At 39.9% G+C, this 21,700-nt stretch carries 15 protein-coding genes and 1 tRNA gene; 9 read left to right on the top strand and 7 right to left on the bottom strand.

Annotation, left to right across the window (positions count from 1 at the left end; genetic code table 11):
• Positions 1–241: 241 nt before the first annotated feature.
• The 3 genes from SYJ56_RS24875 to SYJ56_RS24865 are packed head-to-tail and all read right to left on the bottom strand — an operon-like array spanning position 242 to position 6,084.
• Positions 242–1,702, bottom strand: a complete 1,461-nt coding sequence (locus tag SYJ56_RS24875) for an efflux transporter outer membrane subunit (RefSeq protein ID WP_323838933.1) — start codon at positions 1,700–1,702, stop codon at positions 242–244.
• Complete coding sequence (locus tag SYJ56_RS24870) at positions 1,695–4,880, bottom strand: efflux RND transporter permease subunit (protein WP_323838931.1); 3,186 nt, start codon at positions 4,878–4,880, stop codon at positions 1,695–1,697. Before SYJ56_RS24870 ends, SYJ56_RS24875 begins: the two co-directional genes overlap by 8 nt.
• Positions 4,881–4,932: 52 nt before the next feature.
• Positions 4,933–6,084, bottom strand: a complete 1,152-nt coding sequence (locus SYJ56_RS24865; protein ID WP_323838929.1) for an efflux RND transporter periplasmic adaptor subunit — start codon at positions 6,082–6,084, stop codon at positions 4,933–4,935.
• Positions 6,085–6,880: 796 nt separating this feature from the next.
• Between SYJ56_RS24865 and SYJ56_RS24860 the strand changes: the two genes are divergently transcribed.
• Positions 6,881–7,300: a 6-pyruvoyl trahydropterin synthase family protein gene (locus SYJ56_RS24860; protein ID WP_323838927.1), complete on the top strand. Its 420-nt coding sequence runs from the start codon at positions 6,881–6,883 to the stop codon at positions 7,298–7,300.
• Between the two features lie 181 nt (positions 7,301–7,481).
• A complete protein-coding gene (gene lpxB / locus SYJ56_RS24855; RefSeq protein WP_323838925.1) occupies positions 7,482–8,603 on the top strand; it encodes a lipid-A-disaccharide synthase in 1,122 nt (373 codons plus the stop codon).
• 31 nt (positions 8,604–8,634) lie between these two features.
• Here lpxB and clpX read toward each other — a convergent pair whose 3' ends face one another.
• The 4 genes from clpX to SYJ56_RS24835 all read right to left on the bottom strand — a co-directional run bounded on the left by clpX (position 8,635) and on the right by SYJ56_RS24835 (position 12,102).
• Positions 8,635–9,861: an ATP-dependent Clp protease ATP-binding subunit ClpX gene (gene clpX, locus SYJ56_RS24850; protein WP_323838923.1), complete on the bottom strand. Its 1,227-nt coding sequence runs from the start codon at positions 9,859–9,861 to the stop codon at positions 8,635–8,637.
• On the bottom strand, positions 9,861–10,535 hold the full coding sequence (locus tag SYJ56_RS24845; RefSeq protein ID WP_323838921.1) for a ClpP family protease: 675 nt from the start codon (positions 10,533–10,535) through the stop codon (positions 9,861–9,863). The genes clpX and SYJ56_RS24845 overlap by 1 nt, the downstream gene beginning before the upstream one ends.
• A 67-nt stretch (positions 10,536–10,602) precedes the next feature.
• A complete protein-coding gene (locus SYJ56_RS24840) occupies positions 10,603–11,928 on the bottom strand; it encodes a trigger factor (protein ID WP_323838919.1) in 1,326 nt (441 codons plus the stop codon).
• Between the two features lie 92 nt (positions 11,929–12,020).
• Positions 12,021–12,102: transfer RNA gene (locus SYJ56_RS24835), tRNA-Leu, on the bottom strand.
• 155 nt (positions 12,103–12,257) lie between these two features.
• On the opposite strand from SYJ56_RS24835, the gene SYJ56_RS24830 reads away from it, so the two are divergent.
• The 7 genes from SYJ56_RS24830 (at position 12,258) to SYJ56_RS24800 (ending at position 21,423) form a co-directional block, all read left to right on the top strand.
• A complete protein-coding gene (locus SYJ56_RS24830; RefSeq protein WP_323838917.1) occupies positions 12,258–14,474 on the top strand; it encodes a RelA/SpoT family protein in 2,217 nt (738 codons plus the stop codon).
• 54 nt (positions 14,475–14,528) lie between these two features.
• On the top strand, positions 14,529–15,002 hold the full coding sequence (locus SYJ56_RS24825; RefSeq protein WP_323838915.1) for a Fur family transcriptional regulator: 474 nt from the start codon (positions 14,529–14,531) through the stop codon (positions 15,000–15,002).
• 131 nt (positions 15,003–15,133) lie between these two features.
• Positions 15,134–15,475, top strand: a complete 342-nt coding sequence (locus SYJ56_RS24820; RefSeq protein ID WP_323838913.1) for an STAS domain-containing protein — start codon at positions 15,134–15,136, stop codon at positions 15,473–15,475.
• 211 nt (positions 15,476–15,686) lie between these two features.
• Positions 15,687–16,604, top strand: coding sequence for a DUF4221 family protein (locus SYJ56_RS24815; RefSeq protein ID WP_465038404.1), 918 nt, complete (start codon positions 15,687–15,689; stop codon positions 16,602–16,604).
• A gap of 87 nt (positions 16,605–16,691) precedes the next feature.
• Positions 16,692–17,963: an adenylosuccinate synthase gene (locus SYJ56_RS24810; protein ID WP_323838909.1), complete on the top strand. Its 1,272-nt coding sequence runs from the start codon at positions 16,692–16,694 to the stop codon at positions 17,961–17,963.
• Between the two features lie 104 nt (positions 17,964–18,067).
• Positions 18,068–20,401 carry a PKD domain-containing protein gene (locus tag SYJ56_RS24805; protein WP_323838907.1) on the top strand — a complete coding sequence of 778 codons (2,334 nt, stop codon included), beginning with the start codon at positions 18,068–18,070 and terminating at the stop codon, positions 20,399–20,401.
• Positions 20,401–21,423, top strand: coding sequence for a PorP/SprF family type IX secretion system membrane protein (locus SYJ56_RS24800; RefSeq protein WP_323838906.1), 1,023 nt, complete (start codon positions 20,401–20,403; stop codon positions 21,421–21,423). The genes SYJ56_RS24805 and SYJ56_RS24800 overlap by 1 nt, the downstream gene beginning before the upstream one ends.
• The last annotated feature ends 277 nt before the right edge of the window (positions 21,424–21,700 follow it).

Genomic DNA, 21,700 nt, shown 5'->3' with positions numbered 1-21,700 from the left:
ATACTGTTGGAGTTCGTACTATGACTCAGCTTCTGGTTAAGCAATAATTTAAGTGATTGCCTGCAAAGGCATTATTTAAAGCCATCTCGAAATCCGGGATGGCTTTTTTTTAAATAGTCAAAGCTTCGCTTTTCTGATTTCTCTGGGTATTCTTAAATAGTTACTCTATAAATTGTCGGTTTGTCTATAGAGTAGTCTCTTAGTTGCTTAATCATTATAAATGATAGGTTTAAGTTTATTCCTATTGCCATCCTCCTCCCAAGCTTCTGTAGAGATCGATGTTGGCCAATAAAATGCGCATTTTAAGATCAATCAAGTTCAATTCACTTTCTAATGCATCCCCTTGGGCAGTATTAACTTCCAAATAGTTGGCAAATCCGGTTCGGAAAAGTAAAGCTGCATCCATTATCCCCTTTTGGGTAGTTTGAATTCTCTCTTCTGCCAATGAATACTCATTTTCTAGATTTTCTATAGTTACCAGAGCATCGGAGACTTCTTTCACGGCTACAATCAGTTTATCCTTGAAATCGAGCTGGGCTATTTCTCTTCTTGCCAAAGCTTTTTTATGGTTATTCTTCAGCTTACCATTCATAAATACAGGCTGAAAAATAGCGCCATTCAATAACGCAAAGGCAGCTTCTACTGGGTTGGCAAGCTTGCTTAGCTGGTAAGCATCCATTCCTATTCCTGCATTGATGCTGATAGACGGGTATTTCATCGCCTTCGCTATTCCTACCTGAGCATTACTTGCTATAAGAGCGTATTCAGAGGAAGCTATATCAGGTCTGTTTGTTATGAGTTCCAAGGGTACCCCAGTACTATATGTATTCTGGAATGCAGCATTTTCTAACTCACTATCTATCGTTACCTCCTGAGGTGAGCGACCTAAGAGATAGTTTAATCGATTTTCCTGAATACTATAGTTTCGTTTGATCTGAGGAATAAGAGACTGAAATTTCAATTTCTGGGACTTAGTCTGCTGAATAGCGAGGGAAGTGGCCTCTCCAGCATCAAATTGAAGTTCCACTATCCGCAAAGTGTTTTCATTTAAACTTAAATTCCTCTCTGCTACCTCCAGTTCGGCTTTAAGTTTTAGAAGTGTATAATAGGTAGCTGCAACCTCAGCCACTAAGGCAGTTTGCACAGCTTTTTTGAATTCTTCGCTTTGCATATAGGAGGCAAGGGCAGCGTCTTTCTGCCAGCGGTATTTTCCCCAAATATCTATTTCCCAACTGGAGGAAATCTGACTATAGTAAGAAAGTCTCTCAGTGTAAAGTGTGGAAGGTGGACTCCCTTCATGTATGTTTCGAGACCGATTTGACCCAAAATTTGCATAATTTTCTGAAGCATACTCTCGATCCAATCCCAACGGTGTAATCCCCAACGAAGGATACAAATTGGCCTTCGATTGTTTGAAGTCTAGTATTGAGAGTTCAATATTTTTAATTGCCCTTTGCATGTCCAGATTATTTGCCAATGCAGTATCTATCAGAGAGACCAGATTAGCGTCTTCAAAAAAATCTTCCCATTTGATTTCGATCAAAGCTTGGGAGTTGGGTGGGATGGAATCTTGATAGGATTTTCCTCCATAGAACTCTTCTGAAATGTCAAAGTTTGGTCTGGAGTAGGGTTCTCCTACTTTACAGCCAGTAGCTGCTAGTAGAAGAAATATTAAAATTCGTATCGACTGTAATCTATTCATGGGTAGAAGGGTGTTCAACGGTTTCCAAATTAAATCTGTCATGTAATGATTGGAATACATAGGCCAACACAGGTATGATGAAAATTCCAAGTACAATCCCGGATAGCATTCCTCCAGCCGTTCCTATACTTACTGATTTGTTGCCCTGTGCAGCAGACCCCACTGAAAACATGAGTGGAATGAGTCCAACTGTGAATGCAAGGGAGGTCATTACTATAGCACGTACCCGCAAGGCGCTCGCTTCGAGTACCGCCTCCAAAACACTGGCTCCAGCCCTTCTTTTCTGTGATGCAAATTCTACAATCAAAATTGCATTCTTGGCCAATAGGCCAATGAGCATCAATATCCCAACTTGTACATAAATATTGTTATTGATTCCAGCCAAATTTATTGCTACAAAAACACCGAAAATACCAGTAGGTAGAGATAGCATTACAGCAAATGGGAGCCAAAAACTGTTGTACTGAGCGGCAAGAATAAAATAAACCAGCACGATGCTGATAATAAATACCATGGTAGCATCTGAGCCGGAGTTTTTTTCTTCCAGACTCATCCCCGTCCATTCATAACTGTAATTGGCAGGCAGCTTTGCGGCAATTTCTTCTACCGCCTTCATAGCATCGTTTGTACTATATCCTTCTGCAGGAATAGCACTAATTTTCACAGCCGTGTATAAGTTATATCTTCTCACTAGTTCAGGACCAAATGACTGTTCTAGGGAAATCAATGTATTTATAGGAACCATTTCCCCTTCATTGTTTTTTACAAATACCGAGTTGATCGCCTTGGTGTTTTCCCGGTACTGTACATCGGACTGAGCAAATACCTGATATTGCCTTCCGAATCGGTTGAAGTCTCCCACACGTCTCCGTCCAAAATAACCTTGCATGGTTTTCATCATCTCGCTGACGCTCACCCCAAGTTTTTTGGTTTTTTCATAATCAATATTAATCTTGTATTGTGGGTAGTTTACATCGAAAGAAGAAAACGCGTTCTTAATTTCTTTTCGGCTCATCACCTCATTGATGAAATCGTTGGCGGCAAGATTGAAATCACTGAGGTCTCCACCTTCCCGATCTTGCATTACAAATTCCAGACCGCTAAAATCCCCAAATCCCTGTACTGTTGGTTTGGGATACACGCGAATCTTAGCGTCGACGATATGAGACGAAAGCTTTGCAGTGATGTCTGCAATCACAGCTTCCAATTCTTTGATTTCCCCACGCTCTGGTATGTCTTTAAGTTTGATATAAGCCATGCCATATGAGGTACTGGCAGCATTGTCCACTACGTTGTTCCCAGCCACAGTATTGATTCCTGCGACAGCCGGGTGCTCCTTTAAAATAGAGTCGGCCTGAAGTAGCGCCTCTGATGTTCTAAATAAGGATGATGCCGGAGGCATGGCTAGGGATAAGGTAAGGAAGCTATCATCTTCTGTGGGTATAAATGCCTTAGGAGCCATACCCGACAGAAATACTGTTGCTGCAGTAATGAGAGCAAGTGCTCCCAAGGATAACCATTTATGTACGATGGCCCACTTTGCCATAGTTACATATTTTGCCACAAATCTATCAAACACAGTATCAAACTTTCTTAGCCCAGTATCCCTAAGTACTTTGATCTTTTTCATAGATCTCGAACCACTGATGTTTTCTATGACCCTCACTTTCTTCTTTGGCCGAGGTCGTTCCTTAAAAAATAATATGATAAGCACAGGTCCAAGGGTAAGTGATATGACAGCCGAAATCACAACTGCAATGATGATCGTGTAGGCAAACTCCTGATAAAATACCCCAACCGGACCACTTAGAAATCCTACAGGAAGAAATACCGCTGAAATGACAACGGTAATTGATATAATCGCTCCAGTAATCTCATCCATGGCCTCATTTACCGCTTGTCGCGCCTTCATGCCATGCTTATGCATTTTCTCATAGATGGCCTCTATTACCACTATACTGTTATCTACAACTATCCCTATGGACAATACCATGGAAAACATGCTGAGAACATTCATAGTACTGCCGATCAGTTGGAGGAAAAAGAAGGTTCCCAATAAAGAGATAGGAATGGTGATGGCTGTAATAAAAGTGACTTTAAAATTTTGTAAAAAGATAAATACGACTAGAAAAACCAGCAAGAAAGCCTCAATCAGTGTTTTAACCACTTGGCTCATTGATTCATCAATTTGTTTTCTGACACTGTAAGAAATATCGTATTTCATGCCTTCAGGGAAGAATCTTGCGCGCTCCTCTAATACCCCCCTTACCCGCTCATCAATTTCCTTGGCATTGGATCCACTCATCTGGACGATGTCCATAGTCACTCCTGGCATGCCGTCTACTTTGTTGTCACTGGCGTAGTTGGAAGCTCCAAATTCTAGTCTGGCCACATCTTTCAACCGAAGTATGGACCCGTCGTTTGTGGCTTTGATCACCAGATTTTCGTAGCGTTCAGGAACACTAAATCTCCCTTCATGGCGGATGACCGTTTCAAACACGCCTTCAGAATCTTCTCCGAATTTTCCAGGTGCTGCCTCAAAACTCTGATCCCGTATCTGTTTGATCACATCATCAGGAGTGAGCCCATACAAAGCCATTTTTTCCGGCATCAGCCAAACGCGCATAGCATAATCCCGTTGCCTTAAAATGGAAGCTTCCGCGATACCTTCTACTCGTTTGAGTTCCCGCCGTATATCACGTCTGATGTAGGCTTGAAGGAAAGTCTCATCATAGGAAGGGTTTTCACTATAAAAGTTAATGGTCATGATGCTTCCTTTTAGCCTCTTCATAACCGATATCCCTGCTTCTACCACCTCAGGGGGAAGAAATTCAGTGACTTCAGAAACTCTGTTTTGGATGTTTACAGCAGCAATGTCCGGGTTCGTACCAGGTTTAAAGTACACGTTAATAGTACCTGTCCCAGCGTTGGTGGCAGAGGAACTTATATAAGTCATGCCTTCTACACCATTGATGGCTTCCTCCAATGGAAGAAGGACTGAACCTGCTATGGTTTCGGCATTTCCTCCTGGATATTTGATACTTACATTTACACTAGGAGGGGCTATTTCTGGGAATCGCTCTACCGGAAGGCTTCTTATTCCCATTATTCCGGCTAAGACCAAGAGAATGGAAATTACCATCGCCACGACGGGCTGATCTATAATTTTCTTTATCATTTTTGGAAGATTCTAGTGCTGGGTTTCATTAAAGAGGCATCAAAAAATAACCCTACTCAGGAATTCTATTTCTGGTAATTGGATTGACTTTAACGCCGTTGGCCAACTTGTCTAGTCCTGAGGTGATGATTCTATCATTTGCTGATAGTGTTTCATCTTTTACAATGTAATTGTTTCCGGATATCCCTTCGATTTCAATCTCTCTCCTTTCTGCGGTATTGTCATCCTTCAAAACGAACACAAACTTCTTGTCCTGGATAGAAACTGTAGCACCCTGTGGGATCATCACAGCTTTCGGATATATCTGTTCCATTAATATCTTTCCGGTATTACCCAGCCTGAGTAGCGTGTCTGGGTTTCTAAACTTAGCGCGTAGTGAAATAGATCCGGTTGCTCGATCAATCTGTCCAGACGTGGCATCTACGATACCTGGGTGATCGTAAATGGATCCATCAGCCAGAACTAACTTTACATTTGGATTCATCTTCATCGATTTAGAACTCGTATCCATTTTCATACGCTGATAGAGTAGATAGTCCGATTCACTCATCGAAAAATAAACGTAGATATCATTCACATTGGATAATACAGTGAGTGGCTCAGAATCTGTTTGCTTCACTACATTACCCACTGACTTCGGGAATCTTCCTACAAATCCACTTACCGGTGCTTTTATGGTCGTAAATTCCAACTTGATCCTCATGTTAGCTTCCGCAGCCTTGGCTTTCTCCAAGGAAGCTTGAGCAACTTCATAATCAGCCTGAGCGGTTTTTTGCTGGACTTCTGAGATCACTGCATTATCAATCAAGGGCTGTAGGCGGTCCAGTTCAGTTTTTGCCTTTCTGAGTTTAGCTTCCTCTAGTTGTACATTTGCGCTGGCGTTTCTGACATCCTCCAAATAGGGTTGCTGATTAATGTCCATTAGAGGCTGACCCTTTTTGACATACTGACCTTCATCCACATGAAATTTTTCCACGATCCCATCCACCTGAGGTCGGATTTCCACGTCTTCTGTCCCCTCTATTGAGCCCAGATATTGAAAGGGTACTGCGGCATCTTCTTCCTTGAGCGTAATGTACGGAAGGGTCAAACCTTGATCTTCTACCTCTTTTTCCTTACAAAAGCTCATGGATAAAATCAGCAGAAGAAATGGCAGAAAGCGCACTATTCTTTGGCCCTGGGTTTTGGTATAAATTAACTTCATAGAATTAGTTATCATAGAGTCAAACAAGATTAATTACAGTAATCGTACGAAATAATCATCCTACTAATTTTTGTGCAAAAGGATAGCCCAGAAAATGAATCATTATTCTTCCCTTCAGATTACCTATTTATAGGAATTTCTTAGTTGATTATTGAGCGGTAAAAATGGGTTTTTGTTAATGAAAGGTCATTCCCGAAATTCTTGTTTTCCTAGTTAGTTAAAGGAGACAAAGAATTTAATGAACGTTAAATCTGGATTTCTTATCTCCTAATATAATGCCACCAAGAACCTCACTTCTTGCATTTGACTAAACTGGATTCCCGTTTATCCCATATCGGGAGTATAGATTTTATATCTTGGGTAAAAGCAAAGAAAAAGGGATACTGATATTAAGCTATTAAAACAGTGGTAATTAACGTTCAATGAGCTTTTTTAGACTATTCCTTTGTTTTAGAACACGCAGCAGTACCATATATGATTGGCTATTTTAGGCAGTGTGGATAGGTAAACTTCCTCTGCTCCTAATTTTTCCAAACTTTTGTTAATATAAAATTACTAATTTCTGCATTTCCCGTGTTTTTAGGACAGTTTCGGGAAATTGTTGGGACATAATGGTGATAATATGGGCAATATATCGACGATAGAAACCTAATGTGGGGAGCATATACTATAATAGCTGAATCAGCTCCCATAGCTAACAACAGGCCAGTCATGCTGACTTCATATCTGTTAATAAAATAGATGAATTCCATATTCCGCATCTTCTGGTTAACTTTGTCGCCAATTACTATTAGAGATGATTTACGTTTGTAGAAAAGAACACTTCAATGCTGCCCACAAACTTTGGAACCCGAAGTGGTCAGATGATAAAAATAAAGAAGTCTTTGGCCCCTGCGCTAATGTCAACTGGCATGGTCATAACTTTGAGTTGATTGTGATGGTAAAAGGGTTGCCTGATCCAGATACGGGATTTGTAGTGGATCTGAAAAAGCTGAGCACTATTATCCGAAATCTAGTGATTGATAAGGTGGATCATAAAAACCTGAATGTCGATGTAGATTTTATGCAAGGTAAGTTAGCCAGTTGCGAAAATCTTATCATGGAATTTTGGAAAATCCTTGAACCTGCCGTGAAGGAGATCACTTCGCAAGGGGGCTTACACAAGCTTACTTTGTATGAGACACCGAGGAATTTTGTGGAGTACTATGGTGAGTGATTTTTGCAATGGAGGGAGTAAGAAGTATTATGTTTTATATATATGGTGTTTTTAACTTTTAAATAGATTTCTCACTATGGCTTTGAATGGAGCAAGTCTTCAGACTGCCTTGATAAAGTGCCAAGTCAGGAGACCTTGAACCAGTGAGCTACAATAATTACAACTTACAACTAACCATAATTTGACTGAACCAAAAAAACTCTACATCATCTCAGGCGAGAGATCTGGGGATCTTCATGCCTCTAATTTGGTTCGGTCACTCTTAGGGCAAAATCCAAATTTGAACATTCGTGGTATGGGTGGAAGCTACTCCAAAGATGCAGGAGTGGAATTGGCTGTTGATTATGGGGAAGTAGCGGTGATGGGGTTTTTGGAGGTGGTATTGGGATTTCGGAAAGTGCTAAAATACCTAAGATTGGTAAAGAAGGATATTTTATCATTTGCACCAGAAGCCATTATACTAGTCGATTACGGTGGATTCAATATGAAGATTGCTGCTTTCGCTAAAGAAAATAGCATTTCGGTTCATTATTATATTCCTCCGAAAGTGTGGGCTTGGAATCAAAAGCGAGCGTTAAAACTCAAGGCTTTTACAGATCAGATTTATTCTATCTTACCTTTTGAACCTGAGTTTTTTGAAAAGTATGACATAAAAATTCATTATGTCGGAAACCCACTCCTTGATGAGATTTCCAAGTTCGTCCCTCATGAATTTTTCTTCCAAAAGAATGAGTTGAGTTATCAACCTATAATTGCGTTATTACCTGGCAGCCGTGCGCAAGAGATCAATGCTATGTTGGATCGTATGATTGCTTTGGTGAGAGAATTCCCAAATGCTCAATTTGTGATCGCCGGAGTTAAGGATCTTGGAATTGATATCTACCAAAGAGGAGTTGATGCCGGTATTCACGTGATCTACGATCAAACCTATGATCTTTTATCCCATGCTATTGCAGCGGTAGTTACTTCGGGTACCGCTACATTAGAGACAGCCTTATTCAGAGTTCCCCAGGTAGTGGTGTACCGTACGAGTTCCATTTCTTATGCGATTGCCAAAAATTTGATTCGTGTCCCATACATTTCTTTAGTCAATTTGATTGCCAATAAAGAAGTTGTTAAGGAGCTGATCCAAAATGATTTTTCTATTCCTAATCTGAAAGTTGAGTTGCAGCAAATTCTCGGCAATCAGGTTTATAAGGGCCACATGCTTCAGGGCTATGATTTGATCAAAGAGCAAATCGGAGAAAGTAGTGCTTCGAAAACTACAGCTGAGCTTATTCTGGATAGTTTAAGCAAAAAATAAACCCTGTCTCAGTTGAAACAGGGTTTTAATATTAAGCTACTTGAAGTCGCTTAAACTTCGATTTGTCAAATTTTTCATGTGCATATTTCGCATCAATAATCAATTCCTTGATAGAATCATCAGATGGGATGTCATACATCGCATCAGTGATGATCGCTTCACAAATTGATCTCAGTCCTCTTGCTCCAAGATTGAACTCCACCGCTTTCTCTACAATGAAATCAATGCCACTTTCTTCGAAAGTAACTGTAACTCCTTCATAATTGAGAAGCTTTGCGTATTGCTTCACTAATGCATTCTTAGGTTCAGTAAGAATTCTTTTCAATGCATCCGCATGGAGAGGATCCAGGTGCGTCAAAACAGGAAGTCTTCCGATCAATTCTGGAATCAAACCAAAAGCTTTCAAATCCTGAGCTGTTACATACTGAAGTAAATTTTCTCGATCTGCTATAGCATCAGCTGCCGCTTTACTGAATCCCATAGGCTGAGTATTCAGTCGCTTACCGATATGTCTTGCTATTCCATCAAATGCTCCGCCGCAGATAAAGAGAATATTCTCAGTGTTTACAGCAATCATTTTCTGATCAGGATGCTTTCGGCCACCCTGTGGCGGTACGTTCACCATCGTGCCTTCCAATAATTTCAGCATAGCCTGCTGTACACCTTCACCACTTACATCTCTTGTGATGGAAGGGTTGTCGGATTTTCTTGCGATTTTATCCAACTCATCTATGTATACGATGCCTCGTTCAGCAGCTTCTACATTGTAGTCTGCTGCCTGTAGCAATCTTGTCAAGATACTTTCCACATCCTCTCCTACATAGCCAGCTTCGGTCAATACTGTCGCATCAGCGATGCAGAAAGGTACTTCAAGGGTCTTAGCCAGTGTTTTAGCTAAATAGGTTTTGCCTGTTCCGGTATCACCCACCATAATAATATTAGATTTCTCAATCTTCACATCATCATTTTCATCCTTTTGGAAAAGGCGCTTGTAATGGTTGTAAACAGCTACCGTCAAAACTTTCTTAGCGTCTTCCTGACCAATTACATATTGATCAAGATACGCGGTAAGTTCCTTGGGCTTTTTGAGTTTAATTTTTGGTTTTGCATCACCTGGTTTCTTGGCTTTATCTTCTTCGCCAAGAATCATGTGAGCTTGATCAATGCAGAAATTACATATGTGTGCCGATATGCCTGACACCATTAGATCTACATCTTTCTTGTTTCTACCGCAAAAGGAGCAGGTAACTTGAGCCATTATTTTGGTTTTTTAACTAATACTTCATCGATAAGTCCGTAAGCTTTCGCTTCGGAGGCCTTAAGCCAATAATCTCTTTCGGAATCTCTCTCTATCTCTTCTGGAGTTTTACCAGTATGGTTAGCAAGAATCTCATACAATTCTTCACGCATGGATAGTATAAGCTTCAAGGAAATCTCCATATCTGTGGATTTTCCCTGCATACCGCCTGAAGGCTGGTGAATCATCACTCTGGAATGCTTTAGTGCCGATCTTTTACCTGCGGCACCACCTGCAAGTAGCACAGCACCCATGGAAGCAGCGATTCCTGTACAAATAGTCGCTACATCAGGGCTGATAAATTGCATCGTGTCATAAATACCAAGACCGGCAGTCACCGATCCTCCTGGACTATTGACATAAAGTAATACATCTTTCTTAGAATCTACTGATTCTAGGAAAAGGAGTTGTGCTACGATAATATTAGCAATATGATCATCTACTCCTGTTCCCAGGAAAATGATACGGTCCATGATCAATCTAGAGAATACGTCAATTTCTCTGAAATTCTGAGGTCGCTCTTCGATTACAGAGCGAGTCATATTTTCAATATGCTGAGTGTACTGATCAAAAGCAGTACCACTTACGCCTTGATTATGAATGGCGTATTTACGGAATTCTTCTTTGTTAATCATCTTTCGAGTTTGTTGTGGTAAGCAAAAATAAAAAAAGCCCTTATATAAGGACTTTTTTTTAAGCGATTTACTTGTCTAAAAGTTCCTTGAACTCATCAATGCTTATTTCCTTTTCTTGCAAACTTATTTTGTCCATAGCAAAAGCAAGTACTTTTTCGTTCTGAATCGAAGTAAGCATATTCATATAGTTCTGACCTTCTTCACCTTTCAGGTAATTATCAACGAACATTTCCATGCTGTCTTCCATCTGTGCTCCAAGACCTGAAGCTGCAAATTGCTCACGAACCATCTGCTTGGTTTTCTCGATCACTTCTTCATGCTCAGCCTTGATTTCATTCTTAGTAGCAATCTCGTTAGAGATCAAAGACCAAGTTAATTGCTTTGCGTAGATAGGAAATTCTTTCTCAATATCTGCTTCAGTCACTTTGCCATCATTGGCGATCATCAGCCACTCTTTCAAGAAAGCTTCTGGAAGATCTACTGTAGCAGCATCTCTCAATACTTTCTTTAATTCCTCCTCAGTAAATACTTTGGATTCCTTGTCGTAATTGGCTTGAAGCGTCTCACGTACTTTAGTGATGAATTCTTCTTCGGACTTCACTACATCAGGACCGAAGATCTTATCGAAGAACTCTTGGTTCATTTCAGCAGTCTCAGTTCTGTTAATATTTTTCACTGTCAAGGTCAACGCTCCGTCGATAGTATCAGACTCTTCTTCACTTAGGCCGAAAGCCTCCTCCCACTGACCTTTTTTCACATCCTTAGCTTCGAATTCTATGACAGCTTCTTTGCTTACGCCGATGAAATTACCGGCAAGTTTCTTAGTGATTTTAGTCAGATCCAAAGAAACAGTTTTTTCGAAGTCACCTTCGGTAGTTTTTAGGTCACCATAGATACGATCACCTTCTTCACTAACTTCAGGGTTAGTGCTGTTGCCATACTGAGACTTTAGGTTGTCAAGAGTTTCATTGATCAACTTATTGTCTACTTTGATGGCGTATTTTGTTGCTTTGATTTTTGGATCAAGTGTAAGGTCAACTGACTCTACGAATCCGATTTTGTAGTCAAATTCGAAATCCTTTTGAGTTTTCCAGTCGATTGTCCTATTCTGGTCTTGTGGAAGTGGATCGCCAAGGATTTTGAAAGTTTGCTCTTTCAAATAAGTATTCAGTGATTCACTAAGGATAGTATTGATCTCTTCCACAAGTACAGAAGTGCCATACATGTTTTTCACCATTGAAAGAGGAGCCTTTCCAGGTCTAAATCCTTTGATGTTAGATTTTTTGGCAAAGTCCTTAAGTTTTGCGTCAACCTTAGGTTGGTAATCTGCTTCGTTTAATTTAATTTTAATTGAAGCTTGATTTGCTGAATGCTTGTCTTGTGTGATTTCCAAAGCTCTAAATTTAATAATGAAGATTAACTAAAAACCCCCAATCCCTTTCCTGCAGTTGAAGGCAGTTGAGTGATTGAGGGTTCGGTATTTTGTGCGGATAGAGGGACTCGAACCCCCATGCCTCGCGGCGCTAGATCCTAAGTCTAGTGCGTCTACCAATTTCGCCACATCCGCAATACGTACAAATCAGAATAGAATAAAGTTTCCAAATCGAATTGTGGATGCAAATGTAGGTACTAATAAATAAAATGCAATAGCATACTAAAAAAAAAAATTAACATTTGATACAAAATGAGTCTCTGTACATTTTTGTATTAAATTCCTCCTGTATGATTGAAGTGGACATAGAAGAAGAAAGAAAAGAAATACTCAAACGCTACCGCAGGCTATTGAGACACGCAAAGCCAATTCTTAAAGATGGTGATGCTAAACTAATAAAAAGAGCCTTCAATGTGTCTCTGGATGCACATAAAGACATGAGACGTAAGTCTGGCGAACCTTATATCTATCACCCACTGGAGGTGGCATTGGTCTGTGTGGAAGAAATCGGTTTGGGAACTACCTCGATCGTTTCTGCTTTGCTTCATGATGTAGTGGAGGATACTGATTGGGAGCTTGAGGACATCGAGCGAGAGTTTGGCTATAAAGTAATGACTATTATTGATGGTCTGACCAAAATCGCTGGAGTCTTCGAATATGGAAGTTCTCAGCAAGCAGAGAATTTCCGTAAAATGCTCCTCACACTTTCCGATGATGTGCGTGTGATTCTGATCAAACTTGCTGACAGACTCAATAATATGAGGACGCTGGCCAGTATGCCACGACACAAGCAACTTAAAATCGCATCCGAGACGATGTATCTGTACGCGCCCCTGGCGCACAGACTCGGGCTTTATGCGATCAAATCTGAGTTGGAAGATCTTTATCTTAAATATACTGACACTGCCACATACAAAGACATCGTTTTCAAAATCAATGAGTCAAAATCCTATCGGAATAAATTCATCCGCAGTTTCATCCTGCCAATAGAAGATGAGCTGGAAAGAATAGGTTTGAATTTCACGATTAAAGGAAGACCCAAATCAGTCTTTTCTATTTATAATAAAATGAAGAAGCAGGGGATTCCTTTTGAGGAAGTCTATGACCTGTTTGCTATCCGGATTATTTTAGAAAGTGACTTAGAAAATGAAAAAGCGGATTGCTGGCAGGTATATTCCATCGTCACTGATTTTTATAGACCAAACCCAGATAGACTTCGAGACTGGATAAGTACTCCACGTTCGAATGGCTATGAATCACTCCACACTACTGTAATGAGTGGTACAGGCCAATGGGTGGAAGTGCAGATTCGTACTGAAAGGATGGATGAAATCGCTGAGCGAGGATATGCTGCACATTGGAAATACAAAGATAAAGAGAATTCAAAAGGACCTTCCGGACTTGACGATTGGATAACTCAAGTACGGGGTTTACTGGAGTCTAACGATGGGAATGCTATTGAATTCATGGATGATTTCAGAGGGAATCTCTTCCATGACGAAGTATTTGTATTTACTCCAAAAGGAGATCTTAAAGTCCTACCATTTGGCTCAACTGCATTGGATTTTGCTTTTGAGATTCACACCGAAGTAGGAGCGAAGTGCATCGGGGCAAAAGTCAATCAGCGCCTAGTGCCTATTTCGCATAAGTTGAAAAATGGTGATCAGGTGGAGATCCTGACTTCTAATAAGCAAAAACCTACGGAGGATTGGTTACATAATGTCGTCACCTCTAGGGCAAAAGCCAAGATCAAGGACGCGCTTAGGGAGGATAAGAAATCTGCAATTCTTGATGGAAAAGAGATTGTACAGCGTAAGATGAAGCAGATGAAGATGGAATTTAATTCTGAATCTGTGGAAAAACTGAGGGCTTTTTTCGAGCTTAAGACCGCAAATGAATTTTACTTCCGAGTAGGAATTGGAGCTATAGATCCTACCTCGATTAAATCATTCAAGGATTTTAAAGCAACCCAAAAGCTTCAGAATAAGTCTACTCAAGAGAAAGTGCGGGACGAGTCTTCTTTTACCAAAGAGATAAAAAGCCTCAAAGGTCCAGACCATGATCAATTACTGATCGGAGAGGATATGGATGTGGTGGATTACATTTTGGCCAAATGCTGTAACCCTATTCCCGGGGATGATGTTTTTGGATTTGTGACTGTAAATGAAGGAATCAAAATTCATCGTACTTCCTGCCCAAACGCATTGGAATTGCTTTCCAATCATGGTAACCGTGTTATTAAAGCAAGATGGACAAGTCAGAAAGAAATTGCCTTCTTGGCCGGTTTGCGAATTCTGGGTACGGACAGGGTAGGATTGATAAATGATGTCACTAAGGTGATTTCAAATGAACTAAAAGTAAATATGCGTTCTATTACAGTGGATTCAGATGCAGGGATTTTTGAAGGTACGATCAAGCTCTATGTGCACAGTACAGAGCACCTTGACAAATTGATAGAAAATCTGATTGAAGTAGATGGTATCTTAAAGGTTTCAAGGTTTGATTGATGCAATGAATCTTTTCTTACTTACAAAAGTTATATTTGAAAAAATACCCAGCTAATGCCTTTGAATACTACACACTTCGAAGAGGTAAAAAAGATATTTACAGCTTACCTTGAGACAAAGAAGCTCCGAAAAACTCCGGAGCGCTATGCAATCCTCGAAGAAATTTATAGCCGAACAGGTCATTTTGATGTTGAGTCACTTTACATCAGTATGAAAAACAAGAATTACCGAGTAAGTCGAGCGACTGTTTATAATACACTCGATCTCTTGGTAGAATGTGACTTAGTGACCAAGCATCAGTTTGGTAAAAACCTAGCTCAGTTCGAAAAATCATATGGTTTCAAGCAGCATGACCACCTCATCTGCACTGATTGTAGTCAGGTGCTTGAATTTTGTGATCCTAGAATCCAAAATATTCAGAATACAGTAGGTGAAATTTTAAACTTCAAAGTCCTTCATCACTCCTTAATACTGTACGGTAATTGTACTAAAGAGAATTGTGATAACAGAAAAGTAGCAACTCCATGAAATCGAGTATGGCTCAAGCATCACCCGGTGAATGATTATTCCTAATGCGAGATTCTCCCGAAACTAGTTCGGGACAGGCTATCACGATTTTCGGGACAGGTAATGGCCATTGAAAGACAAATTATAATCTTATGAAATTGACATATAATACAAGTAAAGATGAGCTCGCCAATTACCTTTTTATTCAGGGTGATTTGATTGGGGATGAAATGGGTCCCAAACTGGTAGAGGTTGTTTCCGATGCAGTGGAAGAAGGAGTAAAAAAATTCGTGGTTGATCTTAGTGAGGTGAGATATATCAGCTCCAGCGGTATTGGACTTTTGATTACCATGCTTACCAAAATGAGAAATAAAGATGGAGAAGTCTACTTGACGGCACCATCTGAGCATGTGAAGAAATTGCTGATAATCACAAAGCTTAACAATATTTTTACGGTTTTTGACTCAATAGATGAATTTAAAAAGCAAATGTAGTTTCCTTTTCTATGTAGTTATTTGTTTTAGTTCTTGTTCTGAAAAGAAAGTATCTGAACAAAATGTTTTTTTGACTATTTCTGATCGGAAGGAATTCATAATTGGTGAGGGGGGACCGACTCCTGAGCCAATCTACTTTGTCTCGCTGGACTCCTCACAAAGCAAAGGGGTAATTTTTAACTCGTACGCCCATTCGCTAGACAGTATTTTTTTGTCCTCTGACTCTGCCTGGATAAAAGATGGAGATATCTTAGATACCGAAGGTCCATACGGAGTAGGTAATGTCTTCTCATTTTTTACAACTAAAGACCATATAGTCTTTATGAACTCACAGCAGTTTTTTAATCAACATAGGCAGACTCGAGAAGTATCTATGAAATTTATGCATGAATACGGAATATTTGGGGAAGAGGAATTCACAGCTATCTCTGTTCCTCTCTTTAAAAACGTTTCCCATGAATTTAACGGAATTGATATAAACTCAGGTGTAGGGTATTTCGTGTATGATAATGACAAAAAAATCAGGGTGGTGGGGTATGATTCAAAACTTGACTCGATGTATTTCCTGCCGGTGTCTTTGGATTCCATAAATTATTTCCTGTTAAGATTCAAAGTAAGAGCCAATAACTTAATCATGGGAGGAAATGATGAGCCTCAACTCAGTGTGGTAGGTAATCGATTGCTAGTTAGCTATCCCTCCTTCAGTGATATTTTAGTCTATAATTTGGAATCGGAAAATTATCAAGTGTTTACTTCGACTTCCAATTCATTCCCTTCCAAAAAAACTCTTCCTCAGAATTATGCGGATGAGGTAGATTCTTTTGAATTGTTAGATGAATTGGAGAAATCCTGGCGCGGTCAGGTGCGCTATGGACCTATGATTTTTTTAAAAGACTTGAATAAATTTGTAAGATTAGTTAAGGGAGAGGGTGGGAAAGATTCAAACTATTTTCTTGAAGTTTTTGATGTCGATTTTCAGAAAATTGAAGAGTTTAACCTGACTGGTTTGAACCCAGATCTTTCACCTAATTATTTGAACACCAAGTATGGTTTGATGTTCAGGGCCAAAGATCAACCAGGTGAAGATGTGATGTACTATTATTACGTTAATCTGACTGATTCGAAATAATTACAATCTTTCCCTTGGTTTTCTATGGGCTTATCGCAAATTTCACGCTTCAAAAAGTCAAGTGTAACAGATAAGACCGCACATCAAATGAAGATGGATGTACTTCTAGGTCTCCAGTGGGGAGATGAAGGAAAAGGAAAAATAGTAGACGTATTAGCGCCTAAATATGAAATTGTAGCCCGTTTTCAAGGTGGTCCGAATGCTGGGCACACTTTAGAGTTTGATGGGATAAAACATGTTTTGCATCAAATTCCCTCTGGGATTTTTCGCTCACAGATACTTAATATCATAGGAAATGGGGTGGTGTTAGACCCAATTGTTCTTAAAAGGGAAATCGATGGATTGGGTAAATTCTCCATTGATTACATGAAAAATCTGGTGATCTCTAAGAAAGCCACTATAATCATCCCGACTCATAAATTTCTTGATGCAGCTTTGGAGAAATCCAAAGGCGATAAGAAAATCGGCTCTACTCTAAAAGGAATAGGGCCAACTTACCAAGACAAAATAGGAAGAACCGCTCTTCGTGTAGGGGATATCCTAAGTCCAGATTTCAAGGAGAAATACGAAGCCCTCGTTGCTAAGCATAAAACCACTCTTTCATTCTATAGCCATCCTTTGGATGAATTGCCTGGCATGGAAGAGCAATTCTTCTCTGCGGTTGAGTTTTTCAAGACTCTGAATCTTATCGACAGCGAATATGTGGTAAATGAAGCACTCGATTCTAACAAAAGAATTCTTGCTGAAGGTGCTCAAGGATCTCTATTGGATGTGGACTTTGGGAGCTATCCTTTTGTGACCAGTAGTACTACAATGACCGCTGGGGCATGTACGGGATTGGGAGTTGCTCCTTCCAAAATCGGTGAGGTTTTTGGTATTTTCAAAGCTTACTGCACCCGAGTCGGTAGCGGCCCTTTTCCCACAGAGCTATTCGACACGGATGGTGAAGAAATGAGAAGAGAGGGGAACGAATTTGGAAGTACTACCGGTCGCCCAAGAAGATGCGGTTGGTTAGATTTGCCAGCACTTCGATATTCTATCATGATCAATGGGGTTACCCAGCTATTTATGATGAAAGGAGATGTGTTGAATATCTTCAATGAAATTAAAGTTTGTACACATTACGAACTTCCTTCCGGAGAGAAAATTGACAGATTGAGCTTTGAGATTACCGAGCAAGAAGTTACTCCAGTTTATAAAACGATGAAAGGATGGCATTGCTCGCTTGAGAATATTCATTCCTACGAGGACTTTCCTTCTGAATTAAGGGATTATGTAGAATACTTGGAAACTGAATTAAATGTCCCAATCAAACTGGTTTCTGTAGGCCCGGATCGTATCCAAACGATCCTGCGCTAACCGAAGCTCAAACTGCTTGAAGCCCTTGATTTTAATCGAGGGCTTTTTTATTTCTATGTGTTTAAAGTGTATTTTGGCTTTCCCATTATAAACCTAGCCTAGAATTGAGACTTTTACTTTTAGCTATTGCACTTTTATGTGCGTCTTACAATTCTTACTCACAAGTAGGGTTTCCTTACTGTGAGACATTTGTAGACCGAGAATCATTAGGTGCTGAAACGGTTTTTGGAGGGAGTGCAAGTTTGGAAGGTGGGGTACTTCGTCTGACTGATGCACAAAGAGAGCAAAACGGTTACGTGTATATAGATATTCCTTTTTCGCCTGCCTATGGTATTAAAGCATCATTCGAGTACTTTATGTATGGAGGAAGTGGAGCAGATGGATTGACCGTTTTTTTATTTGATGCAGATGTGCAAGACTTCAGAACAGGTGGTTTTGGAGGCTCTTTTGGATATGCCCAGAGGAATGATCAACCTGGGATGACAGGAGGGTATTTGGGTGTAGGGTTCGATAGTTTTGGTAATTATAGTAATTCTAATGAGAATAAAATAGGAGGGTTTTTAGGTGGAAATGGATTATTCCCAAATAGTATTTCGATTAGGAAAGGCGGATCTGGACTAAATGGTTACGAATTTGTCGGTGGAAAAATGACATTAGACCCACCAACAGGCTCACTTGGGTTGTCACTAGATGTGCAATATCAGTTCCCGTTGAGTTCAGGCGGTCCTGGAACTGGGCGAATTACAGATCCTGCCGTCCCAGGCTATCGGAAAGTATTTTTGGAGCTAGAGCCAAACCCACCAGGAGTAGGCTATATTCTGAAATTGGAAATGGTAGTTACTACTATTGCAAATGAACCTAGGACAATTACTGTTTTTCCAGGTATTCCTTTTCCATATGAACCTCCAAAAAACCTGAAAATTGGATTTGCTGCTTCCACAGGAGGAGAGACAAACATTCATGAGATCAGAAATCTAGTCGTTGAGGTATCCAATGATGAGGGATTACAAAATCCATCGGGAGTTGATTTTTCGGATTTTGCATCTTGTGAAGGCCAGGAAAACACCTATTACATCACAGATGAAGAAGTTATACTCCCAAATGAAAATAGTGAAATTAGGTGTTTGCAATTTTATGCATCACCTGATGATATAGAAGGAGAAAGTGACGATATCTGTGCCCAAGGTAAATGCCGTGAAGAGAATAGGGTTTTAGAATTACCTCAAGGCACTTTTAAAGCAGGGACAAATGGAGGTGATTTTACTTTTTTTCCAAATGAAGGTTTTACGGATCAAAGTGTCACTGTTTATTATACCATTACGGATAACTATGGCAAAAGCTCTGTAGGAAATGCGATGACATTGAAAATTCAAGAATCTCCTGAGCCTATCAGTATTTTTGTAAATGGAAATCCTAACCTAGTTGAAGAAGTGAGATTGTGTGGAGGAGAGTCGGTGACTTTTACTTCCAAGGGAGATGAGATCTATGAGCGATACGAATGGTACAAGGATGGTGAATTGATAGTAGGGGCTACCTCGGAGCAGTACTCAGCGAATACTGTAGGTGAATATTTGGTAAAAGTATATAATCGTAAAAACTGCCCAGCTATCTCCAATTCGATTTTGGTGAGTTTTCCGGAATTCCCAGATTTTGCTTTCACCTCGCCAGTAGTAGGTTGTACGCCAGATCAGCCTGTGGATGTGACTAAAAGTATTTCGAATTACGAACCGATTACATATGATTATAAGTTAACTGGTGCTGGACAAAGCTATTTGGATGATGAAATGAGAGAAGTTTCTCTATCAGGAGAATTTGAGCTTCAGATCAAACATGCTGATTTGGATTGTTATTCCTCACCAGAAACACTGCAAATTATGATACTTGAGGAGGATCTATTAGCTGATTTCGCATTTGAAATTCAAGGGACAGGAGTCAAAGGCGAGGAGGATGGCGGCTTTTTTCCTGATGATGTATTTCAATTTACAGATATATCTTCCGAAGATGCTGAAAGCTGGAATTGGGATTTTGGCGATGGATCGGTATCTACTGAGAAAAAACCAACGCATGTTTATGGTAAAAAAGGTGACTTTGACGTGACGCTTTCTATTACTAATGAGTGGGGATGTGAAGCCTCTATGATTAAAAGAGTTTCAATTTTGCGAAGCTATAGAGTAATGTTCCCGACAGGCTTCACGCCTTTAAGTGAGACTAATCAATTTTTCCTTCCAAAATATAAGGGGTTAGTTTCAGCCGAACTATTGATTTTTAATACTTGGGGAGATTTGATCTTTCAAACTGATGATTTGAAAACAACGGGTTGGGATGGGAAATTAGATGGGAGACTATTGGACGCAGGCATTTACGTATATCGATATAACGGTGTAGCTACAGATGGGGAAAAGGTTACTAAGGCAGGTAAATTCAAGTTAATCAGATGATGGCGAGATTTTACCTAATTTTTGCTTTTCTACTTTTGTCGGCTGCTAAAGCTTTCAGTCAAGATGTGCAGTATTCTCAGTTTTATGCCAATCCTTTCTATCTAAACCCAGCGCTCGCCGGAAGTACCGGGCTTACACGACTGGGAGTTAACTTTCGAAACCAATGGCCTGCTTTGGATCAGAGTTTCATTGCCTATACGACCTATGCAGATCATTTTTCCGAAAAGTATAATTCTGGATTTGGGCTAATTGTATCGGGTGCAAGAGAATCTTTCAGTCAGAGTACTACCAATGAAATCGGTTTAGTATATAGCTATCGACTTCGACTGGGAGAAAAGAGATTTCTCCATGTGGGAGCACAGGGAAGTTTATTGTCTAGAGATGTTCTTTTTGACCAAGTTATTTTAGGAACCCAATTAGATTTAGACAAAGGAGTAGTAGTAGGTGAGCCGGGGGAAGGTTTTTCTGGGGACAGTCGGTTCCGAGCATTTGACTTGAATACTGGACTCTTATATTATGAAGATAAGTTTTGGTTTGGTGTCTCAGCTTTTCATTTGTTGGAGCCCCAGATCAGCTATTTGGAAATAAACTCAAATAGACTCCCTATTAAATATTCATTTCATGGAGGAGTAAGGTTTAATCTTGCTCCAGGGAATATCAATGATTATTTCAATAATACAGATCAGGAGAGGTCTCTTGCCCTTGCATTTAATTACAAATCACAGGGTGTTTTTGACCAGCTAGACATTGGGGCAGAGTTTTATTTCGAGCCGTTGATTCTTGGATTGTGGTACAGAGGCCTTCCCACTAAGTATAATTTACCAAATAATGAATCCTTGATTGGTCTTATTGGAGTTGAGTTGGAATCAGGATTAGATTTTGGATATAGTTTTGATTATTCTATTTCAAAACTAGGGCAAAGTGTGTCAGGAGGTGCTCATGAGGTTTCTGTTAGGTATGTTTTTTCTTCTAAGGATCCAAGCAAAAAGAAATATCCGCCACTTCCAACCTTTAGATACTAAGTCGATTTTCGTTAGTTCAGAAGAGTGTTTTAGTAACTGGTGTTTTGGTGGAATTTGTGATTTGAATTGATTAATTTTCTTGGGCGATATTGATTTTTTATTTTTCAGAAATCTTTGTCAGTTGTATTCAGGTAGTTATAAGGAAAGAGGTATTAATTTGATTATTTTTCTTGCCGCTAAAATAAAAAGGTGGATATTTGCACTCCCAAACGACGGAAACGGAGAGCTGGGACGGGAGAAAAGCCTCCCGAAAAGTAGTGAAAGAATTAATTTCGGT

Source organism: Algoriphagus aurantiacus (assembly GCF_035156405.1).
GTDB lineage: Bacteria > Bacteroidota > Bacteroidia > Cytophagales > Cyclobacteriaceae > Algoriphagus > Algoriphagus aurantiacus.
Note: the sequence above shows the minus strand (reverse complement) of the source record. Positions and strands in the feature narration are given on the sequence as shown.